The following is a 25,591-nucleotide window of genomic DNA, read 5'->3' on the forward strand; positions in this document are numbered from 1 at the left end:
ACCGCCCGCCGGACGGAGCCGGCCGTGGGATCGACCCGGGGCCCGGCGCTCAGGAGACCGGGGCGTCCCCGTCCGCGGGAGATCCGACCCGGGACTCCACGACATCCGCGATCTCCCGGAGCGCCCGACCCTCGGGTGAATCCGGACGCCCCACCACCGTGGGCACGCCCCGGTCACCCTCCTGGCGCACCGCGAGCCCGAGAGGCACGGCCCCGAGGAACGGAAGGCCGAGAGATCCGGCGAGGCCTTCGCCACCTCCGGAACCGAACAGGTCGTGCGTGGAGCCGCAGTCGGGGCACACGAAGCCGCGCATGTTCTCCACCACGCCCAGCACCGGCACATCCACGCTCTCGAACATGCGGATGCCCTTCAGCACGCCCGCCACGGAGACGTCCTGCGGCGTCGTGACCATGACGGCCCCGTCGACCTTGACCAGCTGGACGAGCGACAGCTGCGCATCCCCCGTGCCGGGCGGCAGATCGACCACCAGGTAGTCCAGCTCGCCCCACACGACCTGGTGCAGGAACTGGCGGACGATCCCCATGATGATCGGTCCGCGCCAGATCGCCGGCGTCTCCTCGTCCACCAGGAAGCCGAGGCTCATGAGCTTCACCCCGTGCGCCTCGACGGGCACCACCTGGTCGTCCTGGACCCTCGGGCGCTCGGTGGCGCCGAACATGGTCGGGATGTCCGGCCCGTAGATGTCGGCGTCGAGGAGCCCCACGCGGTAGCCGCGGCTCGCCCACGCAGCGGCCAGATTGGAGGAAACGGTGGACTTCCCGACGCCTCCCTTTCCCGAGCTCACCGCGATCACCCGCTTCACGCCGTCGAGCGGCTCCGCTTCCGATGGGTGTCGGGAGGCTTCCTCCCGGCTCACCTGTCCTGGGCGCGGGCTCCCGGCGCCTGCCGCGGCACCCGCCGCCGTCGTCGGACCGACCACCGGAAGCGGCTTGCGCGCCTTTCCCTTCTCGCCGGAGCGCGGCGCCGCGGGCACCGTGCCCTCCGGCGGGGCGGACGCGGCCGCACCGGTTCGAACCTGCACGTCGCGCACGCCTTCGATGCCCGAGAGCACCAGGCGAACCGTGTCCGCCAGCCCGGGGTCGTCGGTGGGGCGGAGGCCGAGGAGGAGGGAGACGCCGCCCTCCTCGGTCACGTTCAGCGAACCGACGAGGCCCAGCGAAAGGAGGTCGGGCTCACCCGCCGCGGGTCGGACCCTGCGGAGGGCCGTTTCGACACGATCTCGTATGGACTGCACATCCATGGCTCGGAATACCGTTCTGTTCGGGTCGTGGAAAGCGAGGCTCGTCGAACGATCCGGATTCGCGGGACCCGGGGTCAGGCGGACTCGACCGACTCGACCGCCCGCACCTCCGGTACCTGCATCCGCAGGCGCTGCTCGATCCCGGCCTTCAGGGTCAGCATCGACATCGGACAGGCGTAGCATGCCCCCACCATGCGGATCCGGACGACACCGTCCAGCGCGTCAAAGCCCACCAGCTCGATGTCGCCACCATCCGCCCGGATGGCGGGTCGGATCGAATCGAGGACCTCCTCGATCCGCTCGGTCGGCGTGACGTCTCGCATGGCGGTACGGCTGTCGTTCATCGGTCCCCTCGGTGTGGGCTCGGCCGGCCCCGCGGGGCCGATCCCGGATCGCAAGCCGAAGCTATTCTCAGGCTAAAACACCGTCAACGACGCGGGGTTTCGAGCGCGGCGCCTGCCAGGTGGCGGACGATCCGGGGTCCGTGCTCGCGCCCGTTCTGGATGAAGATCCTGTTGGCGTCGAATCCGGCGGCCAGCACGCCCGCGATGTACACGCCGTCGGCGTCCGTCTCCATGCTCTCGGGGTCGTGAGCAGGGATTCCCGTGTCGGGGTCGATGCCCACCCCGAGCTCGCGGAGGAGCCCCGGGTCCGGCCGGAAGCCGGTCATGGCGAGCACGAAATCGTTCTCCAGCCACCGCCCGGTCCCGGCGGTGTCGGGGCCCGCGGGCCGGACGAGAACGCGGCCGGGCTCGATGCGCTCTACCCGGTGCCGCCACAGCGCTTCGATCTCTCCCGCCTCGATCCGGTTGCGAATGTCCGGAAGCACCCAGGGCTTCACTCCGGAATCGAAACCGCCGAGGAAGTGGACGAGGGTCACGCGCGCTCCGGCTCGCCAGGAGGTGAGGGCCGCTTCCACCGCCGAGTTCCCGCCTCCGACGACGACCACATCCTGATCGTAGTAGAGGTGCGGGTCCCGGAAGTAGTGCGTGACCTTGGGGAGCGCCTCGCCCGGCACTCCGAGGAGGTTGGGGGTGTCGAAGTAGCCGGTCGCCACGACGACCGCCCCCGCCTCGTACGCACGCTCCTCCCCGGTCAGCGTCCGGGTCCGGATGCGGAAGCCCTCTCCCGATCTCCCGGCCGCTTCGACGGTCTCGTACTGGCGCACGTCCAGCTCGAAGTGCGTGGCGACGCGTCGGTAGTACTTGAGCGCCTCGGAGCGCGTGGGGTTGTCCCGCGCGACGACGAAGGGAACCTCCCCGATCTCGAGGTGCTCCGCGGTGCTGAAGAAGGTCATGCCGATCGGATAGCGCTCGATCGCGCTCACGATCGGACCCTGGTCCACCAGCAGGCAGTCGATGCCGGCGCGGCGCGCGGCGACCCCCACCGACAGGCCACATGGACCGGCCCCGATCACGAGGAGGCGGGTCCTCACCGGTTCCTTCATTCTTCCTCTCCGCGGCGGTCTGCACCCCCCCTGCGCACCGGCACGAGGCGGAACTTGTCGACCGCCCTCGGACGGTACCCTTCCGGATCGAGGGGAACCTCGATCAGCTCGCCGGTGCGCCACGTCTCGTTGAGGTCGCGGTAGTGCCGGCTGAACGCGTTCCCGCTCTGCCCGGTCGGAATCAGGAACCGACCGGCGGGACCGTCGGGCCCGACCTCGGCGATGAACCGCTCCGAGGGCCCGTACTCGCTCAGCCACGGCGGCGACCACGAGGTGGAATCGAGGCGCGACCACTTGCGATAGTCGTCCGGTCGGACCGTGTTCGGACCGCCCGGCGATGGATACGGGCCGATCGACAGGCCGAACAGCCTCTGGATCCACGCGCTTCGTCCCATCGGATGGACGTGCCGCTCGCGATGCAGCTCTCCCCAGGCGGCATCGCCGACCACCGCGGCCGCGTCTTCCATCGCTCGCTCGGCCAGGGACGCCAGCGTCTCCGGCTCCGGCGTTCGCACGTCATCCACCCACGGGTTCGCGTCACCCTCCTCGAGCACCGCGAGGAAGGACTTCATGGGGAAGAACGCCCACCCGGGCGACCCGGCGTACTCGTCTCCCGCTACCAGCGATCGCAGGCGATAGAACCACGCGTAGAACAGCGGGGCGCCGAGGGATTCCACGTCGACCCGGCGGTCCCACGCCTCCAGGCGCACGGCCGCATCCTCGAGTCCGACCTGGCGGGCCGACTGGATCGCGAGAGGAAGGTAGCGCTCCGCCAGGAGGCTGTAGGTGTCGTGTTGCAGCGCGTAGACGGCATCGACGTCCCAGTCGGACCGGCCGGCCAGCACGGCGCGGATGCGTTCGGCCCGGAACGGCGCCGCGTAGTCCGTGCTGATCGCCGTGCCGAGCCCCGGTGCCTGGAGGTTGTTGGCCGTGACGATGAAGCCGGCTCGCGGGTCCATCCCCGCGGGGTGCATGCCCGGGGTCCAGGTGCCCCGGAAGCCCGCGCCCATCCGGTCGGCGTCGACGGGCACGGCTCCGCTCCAATCGCCACGCAACGGTATCCTGCCGCCGAGGCGGTACCCGATGCGACCGTCGACCGAGGCGAACACCACGTTCTGGTGCGGTTGTGCGAACCCCCGCACCGCACGATCGAACTCGAGCGCACTCCCCGCCCGGTTCATGTCCCACAGTCCGGTCGATCTCGCCTCCCCCCGTGCCGAGACCCAAACGGCCGACAGGTCCGCGTCGAGGCCGGGCAGGGCGTCGCTGATCAGGGGTCCGCGAACCGATTCGCGCACCCGGACCACCACCGGATCGGAGTGCCGGACGAGGACCGTCTCGGGACGGACGACGTACTCGATCCACGCATCGCCCTCGAGGTGCCTCGCTCCGTCTTCCGACGAGGTCTCGATGGCGAAGTCCATGTCATCGACCATCCCGTTCGTGAACCCCCATGCGATGCGGCGGTTGTGCCCGACGACGACGCCCGGGACGCCGGGAAGGGTGAAGCCGACGGCGTGGTAGTCCGCCGAATCCGCGTGGAGGACGGCCAGGTACCAGATGGCGGGAGCACGGAGCGATAGATGCATGTCGTTGGCGAGGATGGGCCGGCCCGACGCCGTGCGTCGGCCCGAGATCACCCAGGCGTTCGAGCCGGATCGCGCCGACACGGACTCGAGAAGGTCGAGGGCCTCCCACGCGGGCGCCCCCGGAACCGGGTCTCTCAGGGCGATGTCTTCCGGACCGGGCGACGGTTCGCCGCCATCCGGAGGCGACGCCCGGACTCCGCCGGGCACCTCCACCGGACGATCGAGGATCGTGGGGCCCCAGGCCGGATAGGGCAGCGCGAGGAGCGCCGCCTTTCCAGGCTCCAGGTGACGCCCGGCCCAGAAGCGCGACAGGTCCCGACGGAAGTGGGACAGGTCCAGGTTCATCACCATCCCGACGGCCAGCGTGGCGACGGGGTCCCACGGCTCCGGACGGAAGCGCAGTAGCGCGAACTCGGGGGCGAGCGGCTTGCGAACGTCGTCGAGGCGCGCGTTCACCCCGGCGGAATAGGCCTCCAGCCGCTCCAGCTCGTCCGGGTCGAGGCTCGATCGGGCTCGCTCGGCGGCGCCCCATAGATCGAGGGTACGGAGAAAGCGGTCCGTATCGACGAGGTCCTCTCCGAACAGCTCGGCCAGCCGACCCGCCGCCACCCGCCGGAAGAACTCCATCTGCCACATGCGGTCCGTGGCGTGGAGGTATCCGAGCGCACGCAGCATGTCGCTCGCCGGTCCGGCCTTCACGTACGGGATGCCGAAGGAATCCGACACGACTTCCACCGGCTGGAGAAGACCGCGGATGCGGACCGCGCCCCGTTCACCGGAGGCCGAGGCGGCGAGCCGGAACCAGCCGATGGTGACGACGAGGCCCGCCACGCACAGGAAGGCGCACAGGACGATCGCCAGCCTGCGGAGCGTCCGGGAGCGCCTCATTCCCGCCCGGGGAGCGTTCCGGTCGGGGACCCCGGTGGCCCCCGGTCCGGCCCATCGTCCTCCCGCCCGGCCTCGGCGAAGGTCTGGAAGAGGGACTGGTAGGCCGAGCCTTCGCGCCGCAGCAGACGGCGCGCACACATGCGATCGAGGATGCGGCCGCAGTCGTCGGGATCCATGTCGACGCGCGGCGCGAGCTCCTCGAGGCAGGCGGCGCCGGCGTCACACACGGCCAGCCACAGGCGGGCCGCCGCCGCGTCGACCTCCCCGATCAGGAAGGGGCGACCTTCCGGGCCCACCGCGGCGGCCGCCAGCCCCCGTCGGCGGAGCGCCGAGTCCATCGGGTCGACGTGGTGCGGAGCCACGCCCCGAAACACGAAGAAGCGCTCCGAGTCCTCCGACACCTCGTCGACCGCCCGGAGCACCAGCTTGGCCACCACTTCGTCGGCGCAGCTGAAGTCGATCACCGCCACGTCGTCGAAATCGAGCACCGTCAGGGACGTGCTGCCCTGCTCCGCCACCAGCCCCTCGATCGACAGGCGGACGGCGCGCCCCGTGTGGCGGGTCACCAGGTTTCGCTGGTACAGGCTGGCCACGGCTATGTCGGGCATGGGCGACGAATGTCCCTCTCTCGCCATCTTCACTCGGTCTCCACGCGTGCGGGCATCACGACAAGTATCTGCGCCCCGGGGAATATCTCAAGACCCGTCTGCATCGGCGAGAGGTCGCCCCACTCCTGCGTGGGGGAGGCGATCATCGCGTCTCCGCTGCGAATCGCGAGCTCACCCTCCCAGCGGTCGACCTGCCGGCGGATCGCCTGGAGCCCCTGTCCGCGCCCCGGATCCCGGTATCGCGACTCCCCGTGCAGGAGGGCGCGCTCCAGGGCCATCCCGGCCGACCAGCGCTCGCCGTGTCGACGGGAGTGCTCCGCGGCGAGGGAGCCCTCGAAGCCGATGCCGACGTCCATGACGGCGAGCATGACGACGTCCCGTCCGCCGAGCCGCTCCCGGTACTTGTAGGTCTGGGCGCATACCCACCCTTCGGATTCGGCGTGCTCGATGATGTTCTGGCACACCTCCGACAGGAGGACGCTGAACTGGATGACGGAGGGCCTCGGGTAGTGCAGCTTGTTCAGCAGGATGGTCGCCGCTCGCTCGCGCACCCGCTCGACCACCGTGTGAACGTCGTGATGCGACCGGATCGGCGTGATCTCGAGCAGCGCGTCGGACGCACCATGGGACCGCGCCGGCACCGGCTCGAGGTCGTACACCTCGGGCGCCACCTGCCAGAAGTCCATCCGCTCCCAGTAGCTGCGCACCTCCCGGTTGTCGGGGGCCTCGATGCTGGGCGGACGGCCGGTCCGTTCCTGTGCCACCCGCCCGGCCGCCAGGAGTCCGATCAGCCCGTACGGCGAGGTCCACCGGACGTGCTTGGCATTGAACAGGACGCGGGCCGCGCCGTCCCGAACGGCCTGGTCCAGCGCACGGACCAGCTCCTCGAATCCCCGGTGGTCGAGGACCTCGGGCACATCGATGACCCGACTCATTCGATCGCGTTCACCTTTCCACGTTCGCCGCCCGGGCGGCCTCGGTGAGCCGGCGGGCCAGGCCGCGGGTCCCGCGGCTCGCAGCGGCGACGGCCGCCACCCGGTTCGCCCGGCGTACCGCTCCAGCCGCTCCGGTCCCTTCGAGGAGCGACGCGAAGCAGGTGATCCCCCACACATCCCCGCATCCGGTCGGGTCGGCCTCCTCGACCGGCGTCTCGACGGGCAGGGCCGCGGGGACCTCTCCGCCAGCCCGCCCCGCCGCGGTCACCCATTCGACGCCCTCGGACCCGAGGGTGAGAAAGACCGCCTCCGGTCCGTCGGCGAGCAGGTCCGCCAGCTTCTCGCTGCGCGTGGCTCCCCGTCCGAGAACGGCCAGCTCATCCTCGTTCACCTGCACGAAGTCGAACGCCCCGAGCCACGTCTCCCGGTCCTCCAGTGGGCGGGGCTCCCGGATTCCGTCCGATTTCACTCCCAGAATGAGCGAGTGAACGTCGCACCACGCAAGTCCATCGAAGCGGCGCCCGAGCGCCGCGGCCCCCGCCCGGTCGATCTCCCACCCCGAGATGAAGTTCACGTACAGGGCGTCGCAGGAAAGGGCCGCCTGCTCGAATTCGTCGGCGGGCCACCCCGAAACGCCTCCCGTGAGCTTCTCGCACCGCCGCGACCGGTCGTGATAGAACAGGCTGACCCGGTTGTTCGGCTCCGGGACCGGGCGCACGTGCTCCGCCGAAAGCGGCGCTTCGCGGTCGGCCAGGAACCGGTCCGCCGACTCGCGGAGGTCCTCCCCCACCCGGACGATCGGCACCACGGTCCACCCGTCGGGCGCCACCGCGTCCCAGGCCGCCAGCGAATAGGCGATCCCGCCCCAGTCTTCCACCGGCGCCCCCCCCTCCGGGCCGTGGATGGTGTCCCACACCAGGGTGCCCACCACCCCGAGGCGAGGCACCCTCAGGCTCCGAACCGCTCGACACGGAACATGTAGGCCGCCCCGATGACGCCAGCCATGCCCGAGAGATCGCTGCTCACGATGCGGCAGCTCTCCTCGGCGTGCCGGAAAGCCCGGCGGCGGATCTGGGCCCGCAGCGGCTCGAACAGGTGCTCGCCCGCCCGGGTCACGCCGCCCGAGATGACGACCATCTCGGGGTTCAGGAGGTTGATGAGGTTGGCCAGGCCGGCGCCCAGGAACTTCGCCGTCTCCCGCATCACTTCCTTGGCGTACAGGTCGCCGGCGATGATCGCCTCGTAGACGGTCTCGGCCGTCACCCGGCTGAGGTCGCCTCCGACCAGCGAGGGGAGCAGGCTGCTCTCACCCGTCTCGAGCCCCTCGAGCGCCCGGGCGGCGATCGCCGGGCCGGACGCGTAGGCCTCGAGACAGCCGTAGTTGCCGCACTTGCACTTGCGCCCGGTCGAATCGATCGTCATGTGGCCCACCTCGCCCGCCACGTCGGCGGCCCCGTGGAACACCCGCCCGTCCAGCACGATCCCGCCCCCGATGCCGGTGCCGAGCGTCACCCCGATCAGGGTCCGGGTGCCCTTTCCGGCGCCCATCCACCACTCTCCGATGGTGGCGCAGTTGGCGTCGTTGTCCAGCTCGGCGGGCAGGCCGATCGAGTTCGAGATCAGGTCGCGGAGGGGGAAGTTCCTCCACCCGAGATTCGGCGTCTCGATCACCGTCCCGGTCTTGCGGTCCAGCGGACCGGGAGACCCGAGCCCGATGCCGATGATCCCGTCCTCGGGGATCCCGGCCTCCCTGGACGCATCCTCCATGCTGCCCCGGATCATCGCCACCATGCGATCCACCACGAACTTGGCCCCGTGGTCCGAGTTCGTGGGCATCGAGCGCATCCCGAGCACCTCTCCGCCGTCGTACGGAAGCACGCCCACGTTGATCGAGGTGCCGCCGAGATCCACGCCGACGATGTATCTGCCATCACTCACCGGATTCTCCCTCCTCCAGGAGTTCGAGTACCGTTCGCTCCACTTCGTCCACCGTGATCAGCCACATGCATTCCTTCCGGGCCTCGGGGAGCTCCGTTCCCGGCCCCGAGCGCGGACACCGGTTCTTCACGCACGGCACGCACGGCAGGTCGAACCGCCCGACGAGGCGGACGCTCGCGCCCAGCGGCCGCGTCTGCCGCACGTCCGCCGGTCCCTCGAGCGCCACCACCGGCGTTCCGAGGGCCGCCGCCAGGTGCATGGGCCCCGTGTCGTTGGTGACCAGCGCATCGCAGTGCGCGAGGACGCGCGCCAGTCCCGGCAGGTCCGTTCGGCCGCCGAGGTCCGCGCACTCCCCCTGCGCCGCACCCGCGGCCGCGACCACCTCCGTCAGGTCTTCCTCGCCCGGACCGCCGAGGACGAGCACGCGCCGGCCCCTCCCGGCCAGCCGGCCAGCGAGCGCCGAGAAGCGTCCGGCCGGCCAGCGGCGTGCCTCGCCGTTGGCGCCGGGAAAGAGCGCCACGGCGCCGGGGCCGCCCACCGCGGACGAAGTCGACGGTCCGTCGCCCGGGGGCGCGACCAGCCGCGGGACCGGAGGCTCGCCGGCCGTCCCGCCGCCCACCAGCGCCAGGAACTCGTGCACCCGGTGGCCGTCCAGCAGGGGCCCGCGAGGCACCGGGTCGGTCAGCAGCCAGCTCCGCCACCCCCCGGCGGTCCCCCGCCGGTGCCGCAGACCCCCGAGCCGGAACATCAGGGCGCTGGAGGCCGACGGCGTCAGCAGCACGCCCCGCGCGGCGCCCGTGGCCCGGATCTGCCGAGCGCCGCCCCGCACGTCACGGCGGTCGGTCAGGGGCAGCACCTCGAGGTCGAGACCGGCCATCCGGAGGACCGGCTCGAGCCCCGACACCACCTGCACCCGGAGCCGGCGGCCCTGCTCGCGTTCCCGTGCCGCGGCGTGCTCGAGGGCCGGCAGGGCAAGCACCAGCTCGCCCAGGTGGTTGGGGGCGCGGACGACGAGGTCGCCGGCCTCCTCAGTCACCGACCTGGAGCACCGCGAGGAAGGCCTCCTGCGGGATCTCCACCGACCCCACCTGCTTCATCCGCCGCTTCCCTTCCTTCTGCTTCTCCAGAAGCTTCCGCTTTCGGGTGATGTCCCCCCCGTAACACTTCGCGGTCACGTTCTTTCGAAGGGCCTTCACGTTCGTCCGCGAGATCACGTCCCGGCCGATCGCGGCCTGGATCGCCACGTCGAACAGCTGCCTCGGGATCAGCTCCTTGAGCTTGCTCGCCATCTTGCGGCCGTATTCGTACGCCTCGTCCCGGTGCACGATCACGCTGAGGGCGTCGACGGGCTCTCCGTTCAGCAGGATGTCCAGCTTCACCAGGTCGGACTCACGGTACCCGGCCATCTCGTAGTCGAGCGCCGCGTACCCCCGGGACACCGACTTCAGGCGGTCGTAGAAGTCGAGCACGATCTCCGCGAGGGGGATGTCGTACCGGAGCTCGACCCGGTCCGTGTCCAGGTACTCGAGGTTCAGGTACTCGCCCCGCCGGTCGTGACACAGCTTCTGGATGCCTCCGATGTACTCCGAGGGCGAGACGATGTGGACGCGCACGTACGGCTCCTCGACGGATTCGATGCGCCCTCGCTCAGGCATGCGGCTCGGGTTCTCGACCGACAGCTTTTCCCCGTTCGTGAGCGTCACGTGGTACTCCACGTTCGGGATCGTGGTCACGAGGTCGAGGTCGAACTCCCGTTCCAGTCGCTCCTGTACGATCTCCATGTGCAGGAGCCCGAGAAAGCCGCACCGGAAGCCGAAGCCGAGGGCCGTCGAGGTCTCCGGCTCCCAGTGAAGGCTGGCGTCGCTGAGCTGCAGCTTCGCCAGCGCGTCGCGGAGTTCCTCGAACTGGTCGGTGTCGGTCGGATACAGGCCGGCGAACACCACCGGCTTGGCCTCCTGGTAGCCGGGCAGGAGCTCCGCGGCCCGGTCCTCCGCGTCGAAGATCGTGTCGCCGACCCGGGTGTCCGAGATCCGCTTGATCTGCGCCGTAAGGTAGCCCACCTCACCGGCCTGAAGCTCACCCACCGGCTGGAACCCGAGCCTCATGAAGCCCGTCTCGTCGACCTCGTACTCCGCGTCGCTGGCGCCGAAGCCGATCGTCATCCCGGGGCGGAGCGACCCGTCCACCACCCGCAGGAGGGGGACCGCGCCACGGTACTTGTCGTACATGGAGTCGAAGATCAGGGCCCGGAGCGGGGCCTCCGGGTCGCCGGAGGGAGGAGGCACGCGCCGGACCACGGCCTCGAGGATCTCCGTGACGCCGGTCCCCACCTTGGCGGACGCGAGGAGGACATCCTCGGGGTCCACGCCGATCAGATCGCAGATCTCGTCGCGACGCCGCTCCGGCTCCGCCGCGGGGAGATCGATCTTGTTGAGGACGGGGATGATCTCGAGGCCGGCGTTCAGGGCGAGGAACAGGTTCGACAGCGTCTGCGCCTCGATGCCCTGGCTCGCGTCGATCACCAGCACGGCCCCCTCGCACGCCTCGAGGCTTCGGCTCACTTCGTACGTGAAGTCGACGTGACCGGGGGTATCGATCAGGTTGAGCTGATACTCGTGGCCATCCGAGGCCCGGTACGGCAGGCGGATGGCGTTGAGCTTGATCGTGATGCCACGCTCCCGCTCGAGGTCCATCGAGTCGAGGACCTGTTCCTTCATGCGGCGGGCTTCCACCGCGCCCGTCACCTCGAGCAGCCGATCGGCGAGCGTCGACTTGCCGTGGTCGATGTGGGCGATGATGGAGAAGTTCCTGATCCGGTTCTGCGGCACGGTCTCCTCTTCGAGCGGGTCAAGCGGCCCGCGAATATAAGCGTCTCAGACCTCGATCGTCAGCCCGTCCCAGGCCGGATGCACGTTCGGCGGCAGCCGCGATTCCAGGTCGGCGTGATCGAGCCGGTGGGTCAGGTGCGTCAGGTACGTCGTCCCGGCCCGCAGGAGCTCGGCGGCCTGCAGCGCCTCTTCCACGTTGAAGTGGGTGGGGTGCGGATGACCGAACCACAGGGCGTTGATGACGAGGACGCGGACGCCTCGAAGGCGTTCGATGGCGCTCTCGGGGATCTCCTTCGCATCCACCACCACCGCCAGGTCGCCGACGCGAAAGCCGTAGCTCCGGAACCAGCCGTGGGGAAAGGCCACCACGTCCAGGTCGAACCCCGCCGCGTCGAGGCGCTCTCCGTCCTCGAAGGTCACCAGGTCGAGTCCCGGAACGGTGGTTCCCGGGGTGCTGCGTGCGTCCGGACCCCAGAAGTAGGCGAAGCGCGTACGCAGCTCTTCCTCGTACTCGGCCGGTACGTAGACCGGCAGCCGATATCCCCCCCGGGTGCTGAACGCTCGCAGGTCGTCGATACCGTGGACGTGGTCCGCGTGTGCGTGCGTGATGAAGACCCCATCGAGGCTGTCCACGCCTGCCGCCACCAGCTGGAGCCGGAGCTCCGGCGGCGTGTCGACCAGGAGTCGCCGCCCCCCCTCGTCGAGCAGAAGGCCGTGCCGGGTGCGCGAGTTCCTGGGGTCCGGGGAGGTGCACACGTCGCACCGGCAGCCCGGAACCGGGATCCCGAACGACGTGCCCGTTCCGAGGAAGGTGAGTCTCATCGGCCTCAGAGCGTCTCCACCCGCATGTAGTTCGTGGTGCCGGGCTCGTGGAACGGCATGCCCGCGGTCACCACGCATTCGCGGCCCGGCTCGGCGAGCCCCCGGTCGAAGGCCCACCGGCGGGCCCGGCCGAGCATGCTGTCGTAGGAGACCGCCTCGTCATGGTGGATCGGCACCACGCCCCACGCGAGGGCCAGCTGCCGGTAGGTGCGCTCGTTGTCCGTGACGGCGAGGATGGGCACCTTCGGCCGCTGCGCGGCGATCAGGCGCGCCGTGAAACCGCTCGTGGTCAGGGTGATGAGGAACGGCGCCCCCAGTCGGTGCGTGGCCTCCACGGCCGCCCCGGCGATCGCCCCGGGCACGGTACGGTGCACGGAAGAGTGGGTGGTCAGCACCCCGAAGTCGGACGGATCATCGAGGAAGCCGGTCTCGCTCTCGATCCTCCGGATCACCCGGTCCATCGTCTCCACGGCCTCCACCGGGTACTCCCCCATCGCCGTCTCGCCCGACAGCATCACCACGTCCGTACCGTCGAGAAGCGCGTTGGCCACGTCCGACACCTCGGCCCGGGTGGCGCGCGGCGAGTAGGTCATCGACTCGAGCATCTGCGTGGCCGTGATCCCGATCGAGATCGACTCGCGGCTCAGCCGCAGGAGCCGCTTCTGCACGATCGGGACCTCCTCGTAATCGAGCTCCACCCCGAGGTCGCCCCGGGCCACCATCACGCCGTCCGACAGGGACCCGATCTCGACCAGGTTCCGGACGGCCTGTTCCTTCTCGATCTTGGAGACGACGAGGGCGCGGCCCGCCACGATGTCCTTCAGCTCCGCGACCTCGGCGGCCCGGCGCACGAAGCTGAGCGCCACGTAGTCGACCTCCTGATCGAGGGCGAAGGCCAGATCGGCCCGGTCCTTGTCGGTGAGGCTCGGCACCGCTTCCGCCTTGCCGGGGAGGTTGAGGCCCTTCCGGGACCGTAGCGTGCCGTCCGTGAGGGCCCGCGCCGTCACCCGGTTCTCTTCCTTGTGCTCGACGGCGAACGCGATCCGGCCGTCGTCGAACAGGAGCCGGTCTCCGGCCTCCAGCTCTCCGAGGAGGTCGGGATAGGTGATCGGGATCGCTCCCGCCGAAGCGCCGCCGTCGGCGTCGTGCAGGGCCTCGAACTCGTAGGACCCGCCCTTCTCGATCTCGAGCGGCTCGGGCAGCACGCCGACCCGGATCTTCGGGCCCTGCAGGTCGGCCAGCACGGCGAGCGGCCGGCCCACGTCCCGGGAGACCTCGCGGGCCAGCCGGATGGTCGCGGCGGCGTCTTCGTGAGAGCTGTGCGAGAAGTTGACGCGGACGGCGTCCATCCCCGCATCCACCAGGCGGCGGAACGTCTCCGGCTCCCGCGAAGCCGGTCCGATCGTGCAGATGATCTTGGCGCGCCGAATCACGTCGTACGATGCCTCCGTCTCATGATCTGGGGCCGACATCCCGGATCCCGTACACCGGGCCGGCTCCGGACAAGATAACGCCGGGATCGCTCCCGGCGTTCATCGACAAAAAAAGGCCCGACCCCGCGCACACGGAGCCGGGCCACCTCGTGCTCTGCGTCAGGCCTGTACGGCCGCGTCCATCGACAGTTCGGGCCGGTGATCCAGAAGCCAGCGGTGCAGGGTCAGCAGGCCGCGGAAGGGTACGCTCTCCAGGGCGCTCGGTTCCAGTCCCGGGATGATGCAGGCGGCGGCGCGCCGGAAGAAGTACGTCTTCTGCTTCTCTCTCTGCTCGATCGAGAGGTTGGTCCCGCCGGGAATGTCCGGAATGGGCTCGAGGAGACGACGATAGCTGAACACTTCCCGCGGGGAAAAATGATCGGGAATGTGATAGGCCTTACCGTCCACCTCGAAGGACCCGTCGCCGGCAATGCAGAGAAGATCCGGCATCGCTACAGCCATAGCACCTGCTCCTTGTCACGGTCGGCGCCTCCGCGTGGGCCGGAGGCGTGGGGCATGAAACGTGTGCGTCTCTATGATCCAGGCGGCTCGAGCCGCCGTCTTGCCGTGAATGGCTGTGCGGGAGAACCCGCGCCTACGGTTACGGCTCGGCGCCCCCGCCCGAGGGCGAAGCGCAACTGACGGGCCGATCATATTGCACGGCTGCCCGCCGGGCGCCGGCCGTACCGAGGACCACCGGATGGAGACCCGAGGAAACCCCGAAGCCACAACATCTGGTGTTGCCCGAAAGTATCGCCGCTAGATGTTGTGGTCAAGTTTTTCCGGGCCGCCGGGAGGTCGGGCCAGGCGTAGAGGCACGCTTGTATCCGGCGAAGCGGTTTCCCATCTTCGAGATGCGGACCCGGCATCCCGGGGCGCGGCAGCTCGGCCGGACGAACGATGATTGCGGAGTGACCCGATGGCACGCGAAAAAGGCACCGTGAAGTGGTTTTCCACCGACAAGGGGTACGGATTCATCCGTCGCGACGAGGGCGGCGAGATCTTCGTGCACCACACGGACATCGATGTCGAGGGCTACGCGGCCCTGAAGAACGGCGAGACGGTGGAGTTCGAAGTCTTCGAGTCCGATCGCGGGCCGAAGGCTCGCAACCTGGTGCCGCTGGGCCCGGACGGTGAGCCCGCTCCGCGCGCGCGGCCGAAGGACCCCGGCGAAGACGGAGGCAAGGGGAATGAGGCGGCGAAGGCGGCGACGAAGCAGCGACGGACCCGCCGCGAACCGGAAGCGCAGGCGACCTCCGGGGAGCCCGACGCGTCCGAGGGCAGGAAGTCCCTCGCGCAGCACATCCGGGATCGCCTGGGCAAGCGCTTTCCCGGCTTCGGAGGCTGAAGCCCCCTTCGGCTACCGCGCCACCTCCGGGCCCGGCGGCCGGTCGGTCGCCGCGGGCTTGAGATCGCCCCCCTGCAGGTGCTATCTTTAAGGGCTTGAGAGCAAGCGCCCGCCGCAGCCGGCGGGCATCGTGCATTGTCGAAGGGGGACAGACCGTTGGAGATTCATATCACGGAGGGCCAGAACCTCGAAAAGGCGCTCCGGCAGTTCCGCCGCAAAGTCCAGCGTGCCGGCATCCTGGCAGACATGAGACGCAAGCGCCGGTACGAGAAGCCCAGCGAAGCCAAGCGGCGGAAGGCGAAGGCCGCCGAGCGGCGGCGTGTGCGAAGCGCCAGGCGCCGGGCCCGGCGGTAGTTCCTCCCGAGAAGCGCGGGGCGTCGGCGCACTTCGGCCGCACGCCCCCCGCATCCGCTCCTCCCAAACAGCTTCCTCCGCGTCGGTCCTGATCGGCCCGCGAATGTCTCCATCACCGTGTCCTTCGACGCATGCGCCAGGTGCGCTCGCGGCGGGGCCGCGTCCATGAGAGACGCGGCGGGCCCCGACCCGGACACGTCGCTTTGCTGGGCGCGGGGGGAGGTCCTCCCGGCGCACCGGGTTCGCCCGACACCCGATGAGAGGTCCTTCCGGTACGGCGACGGCGTGTTCTCTACTCTGGCCGTGCGGCGCGGCCGGCTGCTCGACGCCCCGGCCCAGATCTCGCAGCTCACCGCGTCGGCCGCCGCGGTCGGTCTCCGGGTGCCCGAGGCCGTCCGCACTCCGGTCGCCGTGTGCGCCGTGCTGAGGCGGCTGGGGGCCGGGCCGGGCACGGATGCGGTCGCACGCATCCAGTTGTGCGCCGGGGCAGGCGGTCGCGGATACGCCCGGGGAAGCGCGACGTCGTGGGAGCTCGTGGAGCTTCTCCCCATCCCCGAGCCGCGGGTCCTGACGGCCGTGCGGCTCCCGGAAACCGAGTCCCACGTCTCTCCCCTTCCGGCCGTGAAGAGCTGCAGCGCCCTTCCCCACGTCCTGTGCGCCGCCGCGGCCGGGCGGCGCGGAGTGCTCGAGGGCATCCGGACGAAGGGTGGCGCCGTGCTCGAGGCCTCGGCGGCCAACCTGTTCTGGACGGCGGATGGAGCGCTTTTCACGCCATCGACCGACCTTCCGATCTACCCCGGCGTGACCCGGGCCGTGACGATCCGGGTCGCGCGCGAGCTCGGCTGGCGGGTCGAAGAAGGAGCTTTCGATCCGGAGACGCTGCGGACGGCACCGGGCCTCTTTCTCACCAACGCCGTTCGCGGCGTGGAGCCGGTGGCCGAGCTCGACGGAGACGCCCGCCCGTGGCCCGGGGAGCTCGAGACGCTCCGGGAGGCGGTCGAGCGACACCGGGATTCGAACGGCGTGGCGGTCGGTTGGCCGTGAGCACCGTGCTCCGCCCCGAAGGCTTCCAGGATGTGGCGCCGGGGTGCGCGCGGGCCGTGGTCCCCTCCCCGTGGCCTCCCGGCGCGGTGGCCGTCTTTCTCCTCGAGTCGTCCGGGCCGCCGTGGCTCGTGGACACCGGGGCCGGAACCGGGGAGTCAGCGGCGGGCCTCCGCCGTGCTCTCGATCTGCGCCTTCCCGCCGGAGGGCCGCCGGAAGGGGTGGTCCTCAGCCACGCGCACCGGGACCATTCCGGCGGACTCGCGTCGCTTGGCCCCCCGGTCGTGATCGCGCACGAGGACGCGGAGAGTGCGCTGAGGGCGGATCATCTGGTACCGGACGGTACCCGGATCGAGACGCTCTCCGGGGAAGGCGGCCCGCTACGGCCCGTGCACGGGTGGGAATGGCTTCGGGCGGGCGGTCATGCCCCGGGACACCTGCTCCTGTGGAACGCGGAGACCGGGGTGCTCCTGGCGGGCGACCAGTTTCTTCTCGGCCTCAAGACGCCGCTTCGCGTGGCGGATGCGTCCGAGGACTCCCTCGGCGAGTACCTGGAGAGCCTGGACCGGGTCGCCGACCTGGACCCGAAGCTCATCCTCACCAGCCACACCGGGGCCATCGACCGACCGGCCGCGTGGCTGAAACGGGAGCGCAGCCGACTCGTGCGGCAGCTCGACCGGACCGCGGCCGCCGTGAGATCCGGCGCCCGTACGCCACAGGAGGCGCTGTCCCGGACGTACGGGACCCTGCCGGGCGAGGGAGCGCGGGAGCTGCTGCTGAGGGAGACGCTGGCGGCGCTGCGTCACCTCGCCGCGACGGGAGAGATCCACCGGAATCGTTGTGGCAGCGAGGAACGGTTCGAAGTCTGACGGCCTCGAGATCCTGACGGGTCAGGAGGCGCCGAAGCGTCGATCCACGTAGTCCTCGAGGATGGCGAGGAACCGGGGCACGATGTCCTCGCCGCGCAGGGTGGCGTGATGCTCCCCGTCGACGTAGACGGGGGCGCTCGGCTCCTCGAAGCTGCCCGGCAGCGAGATCCCGACGTCGGCGTGCTTGGACTCGCCCGGGCCGTTCACCACGCACCCCATCACGGCGACCGAAAGCGCCTCCACGCCGGGGTGGCTCTCCTTCCACTCGGGCATGCGTCGCTGCAGCCACGCCTCGATGTCCTGTGCCATCTCCTGGAAGAAGGTACTGGTGGTGCGTCCGCAGCCCGGGCAGGCCGTCACCTGCGGCTCGAAGCTCCTCAGACCGAGCGACTGCAGGAGCTGCCGGGCGACCCGGACCTCCTCGCTGCGGTCGCCTCCCGGCGTCGGCGTGAGCGACACGCGGATCGTGTCGCCGATCCCCTCCGCCAGCAGGATGCCGATCCCGGCGGCGCTGGCCACGGTGCCCTTCCGCGCCATCCCCGCCTCCGTGAGCCCGAGGTGGAGCGGGTAGTCCGAGAGCGGCGCCAGGGATCGGTACACGCGCAGCAGGTCCGGCACCGCGGAGACCTTGGCGCTGAGGATGATCGCATCGTGCGGCAGACCGATCTGCTCAGCCACGCGAGCCGAACGCATCGCGCTCTCCACGACCGCGGCGATCGTCACCGCATCGGCCGGAACCGGCTCCTCGAGCCTCGCGTTCTCGTCCATCATCCGGGTGAGAAGCGCCGCGTCGAGCGACCCCCAGTTCACCCCGATCCGCACCGGCTTCCGGTTCTCGATCGCGCACCGGACGATGGTCTCGAAGTGCTGATCCCACTTCTTCGCCCCGAGGTTTCCGGGATTGATCCGGTACTTCGCCAGGGCGGCGGCACAGTCGGGATGACCGGGAAGCAGAATGTGGCCGTTGAAGTGGAAGTCGCCGATGATCGGTACCCGAACGCCCATCCCCTCGAGCCGCGAGACGATCGTCGGGACCGCGGCGGCGGCCGCAGAGGTGTTGACCGTGACCCGGACCAGCTCGCTTCCCGCCTCGGCGAGCTCGGCCACCTGGCGGACGGTGGCCTCCACATCCGCCGTGTCGGTGTTGGTCATCGACTGCACGACGACCGGGTGGCCACTTCCCACGGAGACTCCGCCCACGCGAACCGTGCACGTCGGCCGGCGGGGGTGGAGACCGTTCTCCGGAACGGAGCAGGGCAATGGTGATTCTCCGGTGGTCATGGCGGCACAAGGTATCCGGGCGCGGCGCCGCCTTCCAGTGGCGGCGGGACGGGCAGGAGCGGCATCGCGCAGGTTCGGCATCCCGCCGGGGCGTGCCGCCGAAGCGTGGACAAAGAAAAACCCCCGGCCTGGCCGGGGGTCGCGCCCGCCGGTCGGCCCGCGCGGGGGCGGGACCGACCTACATTTCGGGGTACGTCGCTTCGCTGAACGTCTTCGCTCACGCTTGGCGGGCGCTGGTCTCCTTCCAGAAAGCCTCGAACCTCGAGTCCAGAAGCCTGCGACGCTCTCGCCGCATCTCCAGCTCGAAAGCCGAACGGTTGGCCGCGATCGCCTCCCGGATCCAGCGTCGAGAGAGCACCGGATGCTTGCCGGTCGTGCCTCTGGCCCTCAGGCCGGCTGCTTCCGCGGCCTCGTGGAGGTTGGGCATGTTCGTCCTCCTCGATCCTGCGCGTCGACTCGCCCGCGAGCGAAATCACCCGCGAGCCGTGAGTGGGCCGCTAAGATCCTGAACGACTGCGGCTTGCCGCCTTCCAGCGACCTTCCGCGACGCCGGCCTATCCACAGCGCCAGCGCCTTTATCCACGCCGAATCCACGAAATTCGCGGATTTTTCCACATGAAGCGCAACATCTTGGGGCATCCTTAAAGTAAGACCACTACATGTAGTGGTCAACCCGCCGGAGGGGGTCCTCGTCGAGGCGGCGGGAGGAGCCGATTCGGCGCGGGAAGGTGAGCCGGCCGGCGGGGGTCTCCCACCGGCCGCGCAGATCAGCGCTTCACCACCGGATCGAGACCGAGATACTTCCGGACCAAGCCCATCTGGCCGACGTGATACGACTCGTGGGCTGCGAGGAAGGTGATGCACCCGAGCACGGACCGGTCGTCGGTCGGGAGCTCCACGGGCGCCGGCTCGTCCAGCTCGGCCGGAGTGAGCTCGGCCAGGTGCGTCCGCGTCGCCTCGTGCAGCTCCTCCCACTCCGCCAGGAGCTCGTACAGGGGCGGGTACTCCTTCATGGTGCCGATGTCGGTGGTCGCGTCGAACAGGGCCTGCCACGGATTGGTCCGCGGGTGGCCCGCCATCTTGAGGAGGTGGAAGCGGGCGTCCAGCACGTGGCAGGCGATGAAGGACAGGCTGTTCGTATGATCGTTCGGTCGGCGCTCCCCGAGGTGGGCGTCCACCCCCTCCAGCGCGCGGACGAACAGGCCGGCGTTGAAGTCCAGGATCGATCGAACGGGTTGCAGGCGAGGGTCCATCGGGCCTCCTTCGGTCACAGGCGGAAGCTCTGCACGATCCGCTTCTCGGTCTCGCCCTCGATGTGGGCCTCCACCGAAAGATACGGCTCGAGACCCGATCCGAGGAGCTTGTCGCGAAGGAGCTTGTCCACCTGGTACACTCCGGCGGAGTTCGTCATCTCCACCCGGATGCGAACCGCCGTGTCGCCGCCCTTCTCGATGTGGACGTTGGCGATCGAGGCGGCCGAGACGGCATGGATCGAGGTGGACCCCGCGTCGAATGGAATGCGGGATCGGCCCTGCTCCATGTCCAGCGCATCGGCCACGCGGAGCACGCCGGCCTCGAGAGTCAGCGGAGTGCCTCCCGATCGGTGCGCGATAATGGCGTGCAGCACCTCCGAGCGAAGGATCGTGGCGATCGCCTCTTCGTACGTCTCCGCCAGCAACTCGCGGAGCAGCGGCTGGGCGACGAAGAGCGAGAACGTCTCGTGGCTCTCGCGATGGATCGACATCCCGACGTCGTGGAGCAGCGCCGCCAGGACCACGACGACCTCGGCGTCCTTCGGGTCGAGGCCGTAGTCGCGGCAAACGGCTGGCTCCGCTCCGGCGTCGAGCAGCAACCGGAGGAGGCGCAGGGCCGAGTTGGCGACGATCTGCACGTGCACCGGACCGTGGTCCGAGATCCGGAGCCGGTCCACCGCGTTGACGTTCTGGGCCACCCACAGCGCGTAGAGCTCGTCGCTCCCGTTCACCCGATCGATCAGGCTCGACAGCCGCTCGTTGTGGCGAGCCGGAACGCGGATGCGGAGTCGGTCGGCGAAGCGGTCGGTCGAGTCGGGCCCCGGTTCGTGCACCCCGTTCGCAGGTTCGTTCATCGGTCCGATCCTCCCCTTAGCCGTTCCACCGCCTCGGCGAGCAGCGACTCCGTCTTGCAGAAGGCGAAGCGCACGAACTTCCTCCCATCTCCCGGATCCACGAAGAAGCTCGACCCGGGAACCGCGGCCACGCCGCGCTCGGCGGTGAGCCACACGGCGAACTCGTCGTCCGGCCGGTTGCTGAGCTCGCTGAATTCGGCCATAACGTAGTATGAACCCTCGGGCGGGTCGCACCGGAACCCGCACTCCTTCAGCCCCGAGACGAGGAGGTCGCGCCGGGCCCGGTACCGGAGGGCCATGTCCGTGTAGTAGTCCGGGCCGAGCGTCTCCATGGCGATGGCGACCGCCTCCTGGAGCGGCGCCGGTGCCCCCACGGTGAGGAAGTCGTGCACCTTCCGGATCGCTCCGGTCACCTCGGGCGGGGCGACAATCGTTCCGACGCGCCAGCCCGTCACGGCGAAGGTCTTCGAGGCCCCGCTCACCGTGATCGTCCGCTCCCGCATCCCCGGCAGCGTGGCGATCGGAACGTGCTCGCCCTCGTAGTAGATGTGCTCGTAGATCTCGTCCGTGACCGCGTAGGCGTCATGACGGCGACACAGCTCGGCGATCCCCTCGAGGTCCCGCCGCGATGCGACCCGGCCGGTCGGATTGTTCGGCGTGTTGACCACGATCGCGCGGGTCCGGTCCGAGAAGGCAGCGGCGAGGCGATCCAGGTCCAGCTCCTCCCGGCCCCGCATCGGCACGTACACGGGCTTCGCATCGCAGAGAATCGCGTCGCGGTCGTAGTTCTCGTAGAAGGGCTCGAAGACGATCACTTCCTCGCCCGGGTCCACGATGGCGAGCAGCGTGGACACCATCGCCTCGGTGGCCCCGCAGGTGACGGTCACCTCGGTCTCGGCGCTCACGTCCATCCCGTACCAGTCGTAGTACTTCACGGCGATCGCGTCGCGAAGCCGCTTCGATCCCCAGGTGATCGCGTACTGGTTGAGGTCGGCGTGAATCGCCCGCGCCGCAGCCTCCTTGAGCAGCTCCGGCGCCGGAAAATCGGGGAAGCCCTGGGCCAGGTTGATCGCGCCGTGCTCCATGGCGACCCGGGTCATCTCCCGGATGACGGACTCCGTGAACCGGTGCGTGCGCCGAGCGGTGTGCATCAGCCGGACCTCATCCGTAGGCGATCGCGAACGTCCGCGTTCCGAGGAATGCCAGGTAGGCCACGTACGCGAGTAGGAAGAGGATCCCGGCCGTGCGCCCCAGGGGGCGGCGCAGCCACACGAACACGCTGAGCAGCAGGGCGGAGCCAAGCATCACCGGGTAATCGAGGCTCAGCATGCCCCCGGGAACTTCGATCGGGAACGGGCTCACCACGGCGCCTACTCCCATGATCGCCAGGATGTTGAAGATGTTGCTGCCGATCACCGTGCCGATCGCCACCTCGGTGTGCTTCTGAAGGGCCGCGGTGACCGTGGTGGCCAGCTCGGGCAGCGAAGTGCCGATCGCCAGCACGGTGAGCCCGACGATCGTGTCGCTCACCCCGAGGTGTTCGGCGATGTCCACCGACGCGTTCACCACCAGGTTCGCTCCGAGGGGAAGAAAGATGGCGCCGAGCACGATGAACAGGAGCGTCGTCCGGAGCTGACTCGGCAGGCCGAGCACCCACTCGAGGGGCGGCTTGAGGACAGACTCCCGGTAGGCCTTCGCCGCCTCCCGCGCCGTGAGCGCGTTCACCGCGACGAGGGCTCCGAGCAGGATGATGCCGTCGAGCCGCGTGAGCGCACCGGTCGTGCTCAGGCCGATCAGCGCCACCGTGGCCGCGATCATGAACACGCTGTCGCGCCGCACCGACCGTTCCCCGTACACCAGCGGGTACACGACGGCCCCGGCTCCCATCACCAGGAGGACGTTCGCCGTGTTGCTCCCCACCACGTTGCCGAGGACCAGCCCCGGATAGCCGGTGAGCGCCGCCTGCAGCACCACGACCAGCTCCGGCAGAGAGGTGCCGAACGCCACCACCGTGAGCGCGATCACCATCGGGGAGACGTGAAAGCGGCGGGCCAGCGCCACCGCGCCCCGCACGAGCAGGTCGCCGCCGGAGAGCAGGTACACGAGCCCACCGAGCAGGTGGATGAACAGGACCGGGTCCATCAGCGCTTCAACCCGAACTCGGCCCGGTCCACGTCCGCCCGCTCACCCGGACTCATCCCGGGTCCTGCACCGACTCGATCTCGGCCGGGTCGATCTCGTGCGCGATCGCGTACAGGAGGCCGGACTCGGGCTCCGGGTGAGAGGTCCACCGCAACCACTTGAACGACCCGTCCGCGCACTCGAACCGATTGACGAAGTTGATGGTGGGAATGCCCTGGGCGAGCTTGTCGATCTCGGCCTGCGTGGCGTCCCTGTCCTCCGGGTGAACGAGATCGAGAAACGGGCTTCCGAGCAGCCGGTCCTCACCCCACCCGAGCGCCCTCTCGAACGCCGGGTTCACGCGCTTGAAGTAGCCGTCGGTGCCCGCGATGCACAGGAGGTTGAGCGACAGCTCGAAGAACTTCTGGAACTCGTGCAGCTCCTCGACCCGAACCTCGAGCTCGTCCGCCATCTGGTTGAAGGTGCGCGCGAGCAGGCCGATCTCGTCTTCGCGCTTCACCTCCGCACGGGCGTCCAGGTCCCCCTCGCCGATCCGGTTGGCGACCCCGGCGAGGTCGTGGATCGGCGTCGCGAAGCGGAACCCGAGGATGAACGCCACGAAGACGCAGATCCCGGCCAGGGAAAGCGCCAGAGCCACCATCTCTTCACGGAAGTTGCGAATCTTCGCTGCCTTCTCATCCGCATCGAACTTGACGACCAGTCCCCACCCCGTGCCCTCCAGGTACCGGGTCGCGGCCCACACGGCCTCGCCGCGGTAGTCCACCAGCCCGCTCGTCCACACGCCCTCCTCACCCTCGAGGGCCCGGACCGCCGGGTCGCTGGTCCCGGTGAGCCTGCGGCCGGCCCCGGGATCACCGTCCCCCGGCTGCCGCACCGGGTGAAGAGTGCGGGCGCCGGTACCCGCCGAGTCCGGAACGACGATCAGCAGCTCGCCGCTCTCTCCGAGACCCGTGTAGTCGCCGGTGAGATCGACCAGGCGGTGCGCGCTGATCAGGGCATACAGGAACCCGACCCGGCGCCCTTCCAGCTCGAGCGGAGTGACGTATCGCACCCGGGCGCCTTCGCCGTCGAACAGCACGCCAAGCGGGAGCACCTCGGAGGGCCTCGATGCCGTGGCGCGCGCCGGAAGCGACTTCGGAGGCACGTCTTCGGCGGGAAACTCGTCCCCCACCTGCAAGAGGAGCTGCCCGCGACGGTCGTAGACCGCGAGGCCGGTCACGCTCCGCACCGCATCCGTGGCATCGCCCAGGATCACGCGGATCCGCGCCAGAGAGGCCTCGTCTCCGGCCCGCTCGTATTCGGCGAGGCTGAGGCGAAGCTGCGTGCGGCTGGAGACGAGCAGCACGCGCTCCTGCCACCCGGCCACGATGCTGGTGAGCGCATCCGCCCCGGACTCGGCGAGGCCCTCGAGCTGCTCCTCCGTCCCCTCGCTGATCATCCCGGTCGCCATACGGTACATGAAGGCGCCGAACGCCAGCATGCTGCCGAGCGTCACTGCGGCGAGAACGAAGACCAGCTTGGTTCGGATGTCCACGTCCCGACGATAGGCGATCGGTCCGACTCAGGCCAGTTTTCGGAGCCGGGCGGGCCCATGGCGATCCCGCACCGTCTGAGGTCGCCGCGTCGCCGGCCGGGACGTCCGGTTGGGTCAGGAGTGCCTACGCTCCGATCGCGAAGCCCGAGATGTGGGGCCGGACGGGCGTGTTGCCGTGCGCGTCGAAGCGCTCGAGCTCGAGGCGATCGAACCCGGCCGCCTCGATCGTCGCGGCGGTGTCGCGGTTCAGCTGACAACCCTCGCCGAGCCACGCCCACGGGCGACGAAGCGTGTCCTGCACCTTGCGGATCCGGGTCCCGGGCGGCGCCGCCACGTGCTCCAGGAAGGCGAACCGTCCGCCGGGCCCGAGCACCCTCTTCACCTCGGCCACGGCCTGCGCGGGGTCTCGGACCGTGCACAGGACGAGGGTCGACACCACGAGATCCGCGCTCCCGGTCTCGACCTCCATGCCCTCGGCGCCGGCGTGTCGCAGGTCGATCTCGATGCCGTGCCGCCGGGCCTGCGCGTACATCCGCCGGTGCATGGCCGGGTTCGGCTCGACCGCGATCACCCGGGTGCCTCTCGGATAGTAGCGGAAGTTCGCCCCCGAGCCGGGCCCGAGCTCGACCACCGTGTCCGGGATGTCGCCGAAGATGCGGCGCTTCCTGTCCCCGTACTCCCGGTGCATGACCTCGTCGGCGGCAGCGAGGAACCAGGCGTTGAGGCGCCCGCGGATCGGGTGGCACGGGTGACCGTTCATGGTCGGAGTATGGGACAAGAGGCGGGGGCAGGGCGAGTCGCGGCGGCCCCGGGGGCCGGCGGAGGGCAGCTCGACGGGCGGTTCCGCGACGGCGCTCCGAGTGTCGTGTCTGGCGGTTCAGCGGCGGCAGGGGCGGCGGTTGGGTCGAGCCGTCAGTGGCGCGCCGGAGAGCGGGCGCCGAAGTTGGCCACATGGCTCGGAAGAAGAAGCGGAAGAAGAGGAGAAAAGATAGCGGGCGGGTGGATTCCGCCGCGCCGGAGCTCTCGGGCATCGCGCTCCTGCTCGTGGAGTCGCCGGTGGAGACTCTCGATCTTCACGGCATGAACGCGCGGCAGGCGGAGACGAAGCTGCGGTTCTTCTTCCAGCG

The 25,591-nt window shown here is 69.9% G+C and carries 25 protein-coding genes; 4 read left to right on the top strand and 21 right to left on the bottom strand.

The window, feature by feature from the left end:
- Positions 1-49: 49 nt before the first annotated feature.
- The 13 genes from AC36XV_RS00765 to AC36XV_RS00825 form a co-directional block, all read right to left on the bottom strand.
- Complete coding sequence (locus tag AC36XV_RS00765; RefSeq protein ID WP_492201774.1) at positions 50-1,255, bottom strand: Mrp/NBP35 family ATP-binding protein; 1,206 nt, start codon at positions 1,253-1,255, stop codon at positions 50-52.
- An 80-nt stretch (positions 1,256-1,335) separates the two neighbouring features.
- Positions 1,336-1,605 (bottom strand): NifU family protein, encoded by a 270-nt coding sequence (locus AC36XV_RS00770; protein WP_492201775.1) that lies wholly within the window; start codon positions 1,603-1,605, stop codon positions 1,336-1,338.
- Positions 1,606-1,688: 83 nt separating this feature from the next.
- Positions 1,689-2,708: a YpdA family putative bacillithiol disulfide reductase gene (locus tag AC36XV_RS00775; RefSeq protein ID WP_492201776.1), complete on the bottom strand. Its 1,020-nt coding sequence runs from the start codon at positions 2,706-2,708 to the stop codon at positions 1,689-1,691.
- On the bottom strand, positions 2,705-5,185 hold the full coding sequence (locus tag AC36XV_RS00780) for a penicillin acylase family protein (RefSeq protein ID WP_492201777.1): 2,481 nt from the start codon (positions 5,183-5,185) through the stop codon (positions 2,705-2,707). The genes AC36XV_RS00775 and AC36XV_RS00780 overlap by 4 nt, the downstream gene beginning before the upstream one ends.
- Entirely contained in the window at positions 5,182-5,826 is a 645-nt protein-coding gene (locus AC36XV_RS00785; protein WP_492201778.1) for a hypothetical protein, read from the bottom strand. The genes AC36XV_RS00780 and AC36XV_RS00785 overlap by 4 nt, the downstream gene beginning before the upstream one ends.
- Positions 5,823-6,728, bottom strand: a complete 906-nt coding sequence (locus tag AC36XV_RS00790) for an ATP-binding protein (RefSeq protein WP_492201779.1) — start codon at positions 6,726-6,728, stop codon at positions 5,823-5,825. Before AC36XV_RS00790 ends, AC36XV_RS00785 begins: the two co-directional genes overlap by 4 nt.
- 10 nt (positions 6,729-6,738) lie before the next feature.
- Entirely contained in the window at positions 6,739-7,674 is a 936-nt protein-coding gene (locus AC36XV_RS00795) for a carbohydrate kinase family protein (protein WP_492201780.1), read from the bottom strand.
- A gap of 2 nt (positions 7,675-7,676) precedes the next feature.
- On the bottom strand, positions 7,677-8,666 hold the full coding sequence (locus tag AC36XV_RS00800; protein WP_492201781.1) for an ROK family protein: 990 nt from the start codon (positions 8,664-8,666) through the stop codon (positions 7,677-7,679).
- Positions 8,659-9,702: a glycosyltransferase family 9 protein gene (locus AC36XV_RS00805; protein WP_492201782.1), complete on the bottom strand. Its 1,044-nt coding sequence runs from the start codon at positions 9,700-9,702 to the stop codon at positions 8,659-8,661. The genes AC36XV_RS00800 and AC36XV_RS00805 overlap by 8 nt, the downstream gene beginning before the upstream one ends.
- On the bottom strand, positions 9,695-11,494 hold the full coding sequence (gene lepA / locus AC36XV_RS00810; RefSeq protein ID WP_492201783.1) for a translation elongation factor 4: 1,800 nt from the start codon (positions 11,492-11,494) through the stop codon (positions 9,695-9,697). The genes AC36XV_RS00805 and lepA overlap by 8 nt, the downstream gene beginning before the upstream one ends.
- A 45-nt stretch (positions 11,495-11,539) precedes the next feature.
- Entirely contained in the window at positions 11,540-12,316 is a 777-nt protein-coding gene (locus tag AC36XV_RS00815; RefSeq protein WP_492201784.1) for an MBL fold metallo-hydrolase, read from the bottom strand.
- 5 nt (positions 12,317-12,321) lie between these two features.
- Positions 12,322-13,788, bottom strand: coding sequence for a pyruvate kinase (pyk, locus tag AC36XV_RS00820; RefSeq protein ID WP_492201785.1), 1,467 nt, complete (start codon positions 13,786-13,788; stop codon positions 12,322-12,324).
- A 120-nt stretch (positions 13,789-13,908) separates the two neighbouring features.
- Complete coding sequence (locus AC36XV_RS00825) at positions 13,909-14,250, bottom strand: hypothetical protein (RefSeq protein WP_492201786.1); 342 nt, start codon at positions 14,248-14,250, stop codon at positions 13,909-13,911.
- Positions 14,251-14,707: 457 nt separating this feature from the next.
- Here AC36XV_RS00825 and AC36XV_RS00830 point away from each other — a divergent pair, with 457 nt between their 5' ends.
- From AC36XV_RS00830 to AC36XV_RS00845, 4 genes are all read left to right on the top strand, one after another.
- The gene (locus AC36XV_RS00830) at positions 14,708-15,136 is read left to right on the top strand and encodes a cold-shock protein (RefSeq protein WP_492201787.1); all 429 of its coding nucleotides are present in this window, start codon (positions 14,708-14,710) and stop codon (positions 15,134-15,136) included.
- 156 nt (positions 15,137-15,292) lie between these two features.
- Entirely contained in the window at positions 15,293-15,490 is a 198-nt protein-coding gene (gene rpsU / locus AC36XV_RS00835) for a 30S ribosomal protein S21 (protein ID WP_492201788.1), read from the top strand.
- 165 nt (positions 15,491-15,655) lie between these two features.
- On the top strand, positions 15,656-16,534 hold the full coding sequence (locus AC36XV_RS00840) for an aminotransferase class IV (RefSeq protein ID WP_492201789.1): 879 nt from the start codon (positions 15,656-15,658) through the stop codon (positions 16,532-16,534).
- The gene (locus tag AC36XV_RS00845; protein WP_492201790.1) at positions 16,531-17,400 is read left to right on the top strand and encodes an MBL fold metallo-hydrolase; all 870 of its coding nucleotides are present in this window, start codon (positions 16,531-16,533) and stop codon (positions 17,398-17,400) included. Before AC36XV_RS00840 ends, AC36XV_RS00845 begins: the two co-directional genes overlap by 4 nt.
- Positions 17,401-17,421: 21 nt before the next feature.
- On the opposite strand, the gene ispG is transcribed toward AC36XV_RS00845, so the two are convergent.
- The 8 genes from ispG to AC36XV_RS00885 form a co-directional block, all read right to left on the bottom strand.
- Positions 17,422-18,681 carry a flavodoxin-dependent (E)-4-hydroxy-3-methylbut-2-enyl-diphosphate synthase gene (gene ispG / locus AC36XV_RS00850; RefSeq protein ID WP_492201791.1) on the bottom strand — a complete coding sequence of 420 codons (1,260 nt, stop codon included), beginning with the start codon at positions 18,679-18,681 and terminating at the stop codon, positions 17,422-17,424.
- Positions 18,682-18,898: 217 nt separating this feature from the next.
- Positions 18,899-19,108: a hypothetical protein gene (locus tag AC36XV_RS00855; protein WP_492201792.1), complete on the bottom strand. Its 210-nt coding sequence runs from the start codon at positions 19,106-19,108 to the stop codon at positions 18,899-18,901.
- Between the two features lie 340 nt (positions 19,109-19,448).
- Positions 19,449-19,934 (bottom strand): DinB family protein, encoded by a 486-nt coding sequence (locus AC36XV_RS00860; protein ID WP_492201793.1) that lies wholly within the window; start codon positions 19,932-19,934, stop codon positions 19,449-19,451.
- 14 nt (positions 19,935-19,948) lie between these two features.
- Positions 19,949-20,788 (bottom strand): HD domain-containing protein, encoded by an 840-nt coding sequence (locus AC36XV_RS00865; RefSeq protein ID WP_492201794.1) that lies wholly within the window; start codon positions 20,786-20,788, stop codon positions 19,949-19,951.
- A complete protein-coding gene (locus AC36XV_RS00870) occupies positions 20,785-21,939 on the bottom strand; it encodes a pyridoxal phosphate-dependent aminotransferase (protein ID WP_492201795.1) in 1,155 nt (384 codons plus the stop codon). Before AC36XV_RS00870 ends, AC36XV_RS00865 begins: the two co-directional genes overlap by 4 nt.
- Before the next feature lie 10 nt (positions 21,940-21,949).
- Positions 21,950-22,930 (bottom strand): calcium/sodium antiporter, encoded by a 981-nt coding sequence (locus tag AC36XV_RS00875; protein ID WP_492201796.1) that lies wholly within the window; start codon positions 22,928-22,930, stop codon positions 21,950-21,952.
- Between the two features lie 52 nt (positions 22,931-22,982).
- The gene (locus AC36XV_RS00880) at positions 22,983-24,464 is read right to left on the bottom strand and encodes a HAMP domain-containing protein (RefSeq protein WP_492201797.1); all 1,482 of its coding nucleotides are present in this window, start codon (positions 24,462-24,464) and stop codon (positions 22,983-22,985) included.
- Positions 24,465-24,588: 124 nt separating this feature from the next.
- On the bottom strand, positions 24,589-25,224 hold the full coding sequence (locus tag AC36XV_RS00885; RefSeq protein WP_492201798.1) for a class I SAM-dependent methyltransferase: 636 nt from the start codon (positions 25,222-25,224) through the stop codon (positions 24,589-24,591).
- Positions 25,225-25,591 lie beyond the last annotated feature (367 nt).

This window comes from Candidatus Benthicola sp., from assembly GCF_058719085.1.

What these genes read in the sequence shown, in the direction of transcription:
- AC36XV_RS00860 (WP_492201793.1), bottom strand. Translation starts at nt 19,934, where the DNA reads ATGGACCCTCGCCTGCAACCCGTTCGATCGATCCTGGACTTCAACGCC.
- AC36XV_RS00830 (WP_492201787.1), top strand. Translation starts at nt 14,708, where the DNA reads ATGGCACGCGAAAAAGGCACCGTGAAGTGGTTTTCCACCGACAAGGGG.
- AC36XV_RS00790 (WP_492201779.1), bottom strand. Translation starts at nt 6,728, where the DNA reads ATGAGTCGGGTCATCGATGTGCCCGAGGTCCTCGACCACCGGGGATTC.
- ispG (WP_492201791.1), bottom strand. Translation starts at nt 18,681, where the DNA reads ATGACCACCGGAGAATCACCATTGCCCTGCTCCGTTCCGGAGAACGGT.
- AC36XV_RS00770 (WP_492201775.1), bottom strand. Translation starts at nt 1,605, where the DNA reads ATGAACGACAGCCGTACCGCCATGCGAGACGTCACGCCGACCGAGCGG.
- AC36XV_RS00870 (WP_492201795.1), bottom strand. Translation starts at nt 21,939, where the DNA reads ATGCACACCGCTCGGCGCACGCACCGGTTCACGGAGTCCGTCATCCGG.
- AC36XV_RS00840 (WP_492201789.1), top strand. Translation starts at nt 15,656, where the DNA reads ATGAGAGACGCGGCGGGCCCCGACCCGGACACGTCGCTTTGCTGGGCG.
- AC36XV_RS00780 (WP_492201777.1), bottom strand. Translation starts at nt 5,185, where the DNA reads ATGAGGCGCTCCCGGACGCTCCGCAGGCTGGCGATCGTCCTGTGCGCC.
- AC36XV_RS00825 (WP_492201786.1), bottom strand. Translation starts at nt 14,250, where the DNA reads ATGGCTGTAGCGATGCCGGATCTTCTCTGCATTGCCGGCGACGGGTCC.
- AC36XV_RS00885 (WP_492201798.1), bottom strand. Translation starts at nt 25,224, where the DNA reads ATGAACGGTCACCCGTGCCACCCGATCCGCGGGCGCCTCAACGCCTGG.
- pyk (WP_492201785.1), bottom strand. Translation starts at nt 13,788, where the DNA reads ATGTCGGCCCCAGATCATGAGACGGAGGCATCGTACGACGTGATTCGG.
- AC36XV_RS00865 (WP_492201794.1), bottom strand. Translation starts at nt 20,788, where the DNA reads ATGAACGAACCTGCGAACGGGGTGCACGAACCGGGGCCCGACTCGACC.
- AC36XV_RS00815 (WP_492201784.1), bottom strand. Translation starts at nt 12,316, where the DNA reads ATGAGACTCACCTTCCTCGGAACGGGCACGTCGTTCGGGATCCCGGTT.
- AC36XV_RS00775 (WP_492201776.1), bottom strand. Translation starts at nt 2,708, where the DNA reads ATGAAGGAACCGGTGAGGACCCGCCTCCTCGTGATCGGGGCCGGTCCA.
- AC36XV_RS00855 (WP_492201792.1), bottom strand. Translation starts at nt 19,108, where the DNA reads ATGCCCAACCTCCACGAGGCCGCGGAAGCAGCCGGCCTGAGGGCCAGA.
- AC36XV_RS00875 (WP_492201796.1), bottom strand. Translation starts at nt 22,930, where the DNA reads ATGGACCCGGTCCTGTTCATCCACCTGCTCGGTGGGCTCGTGTACCTG.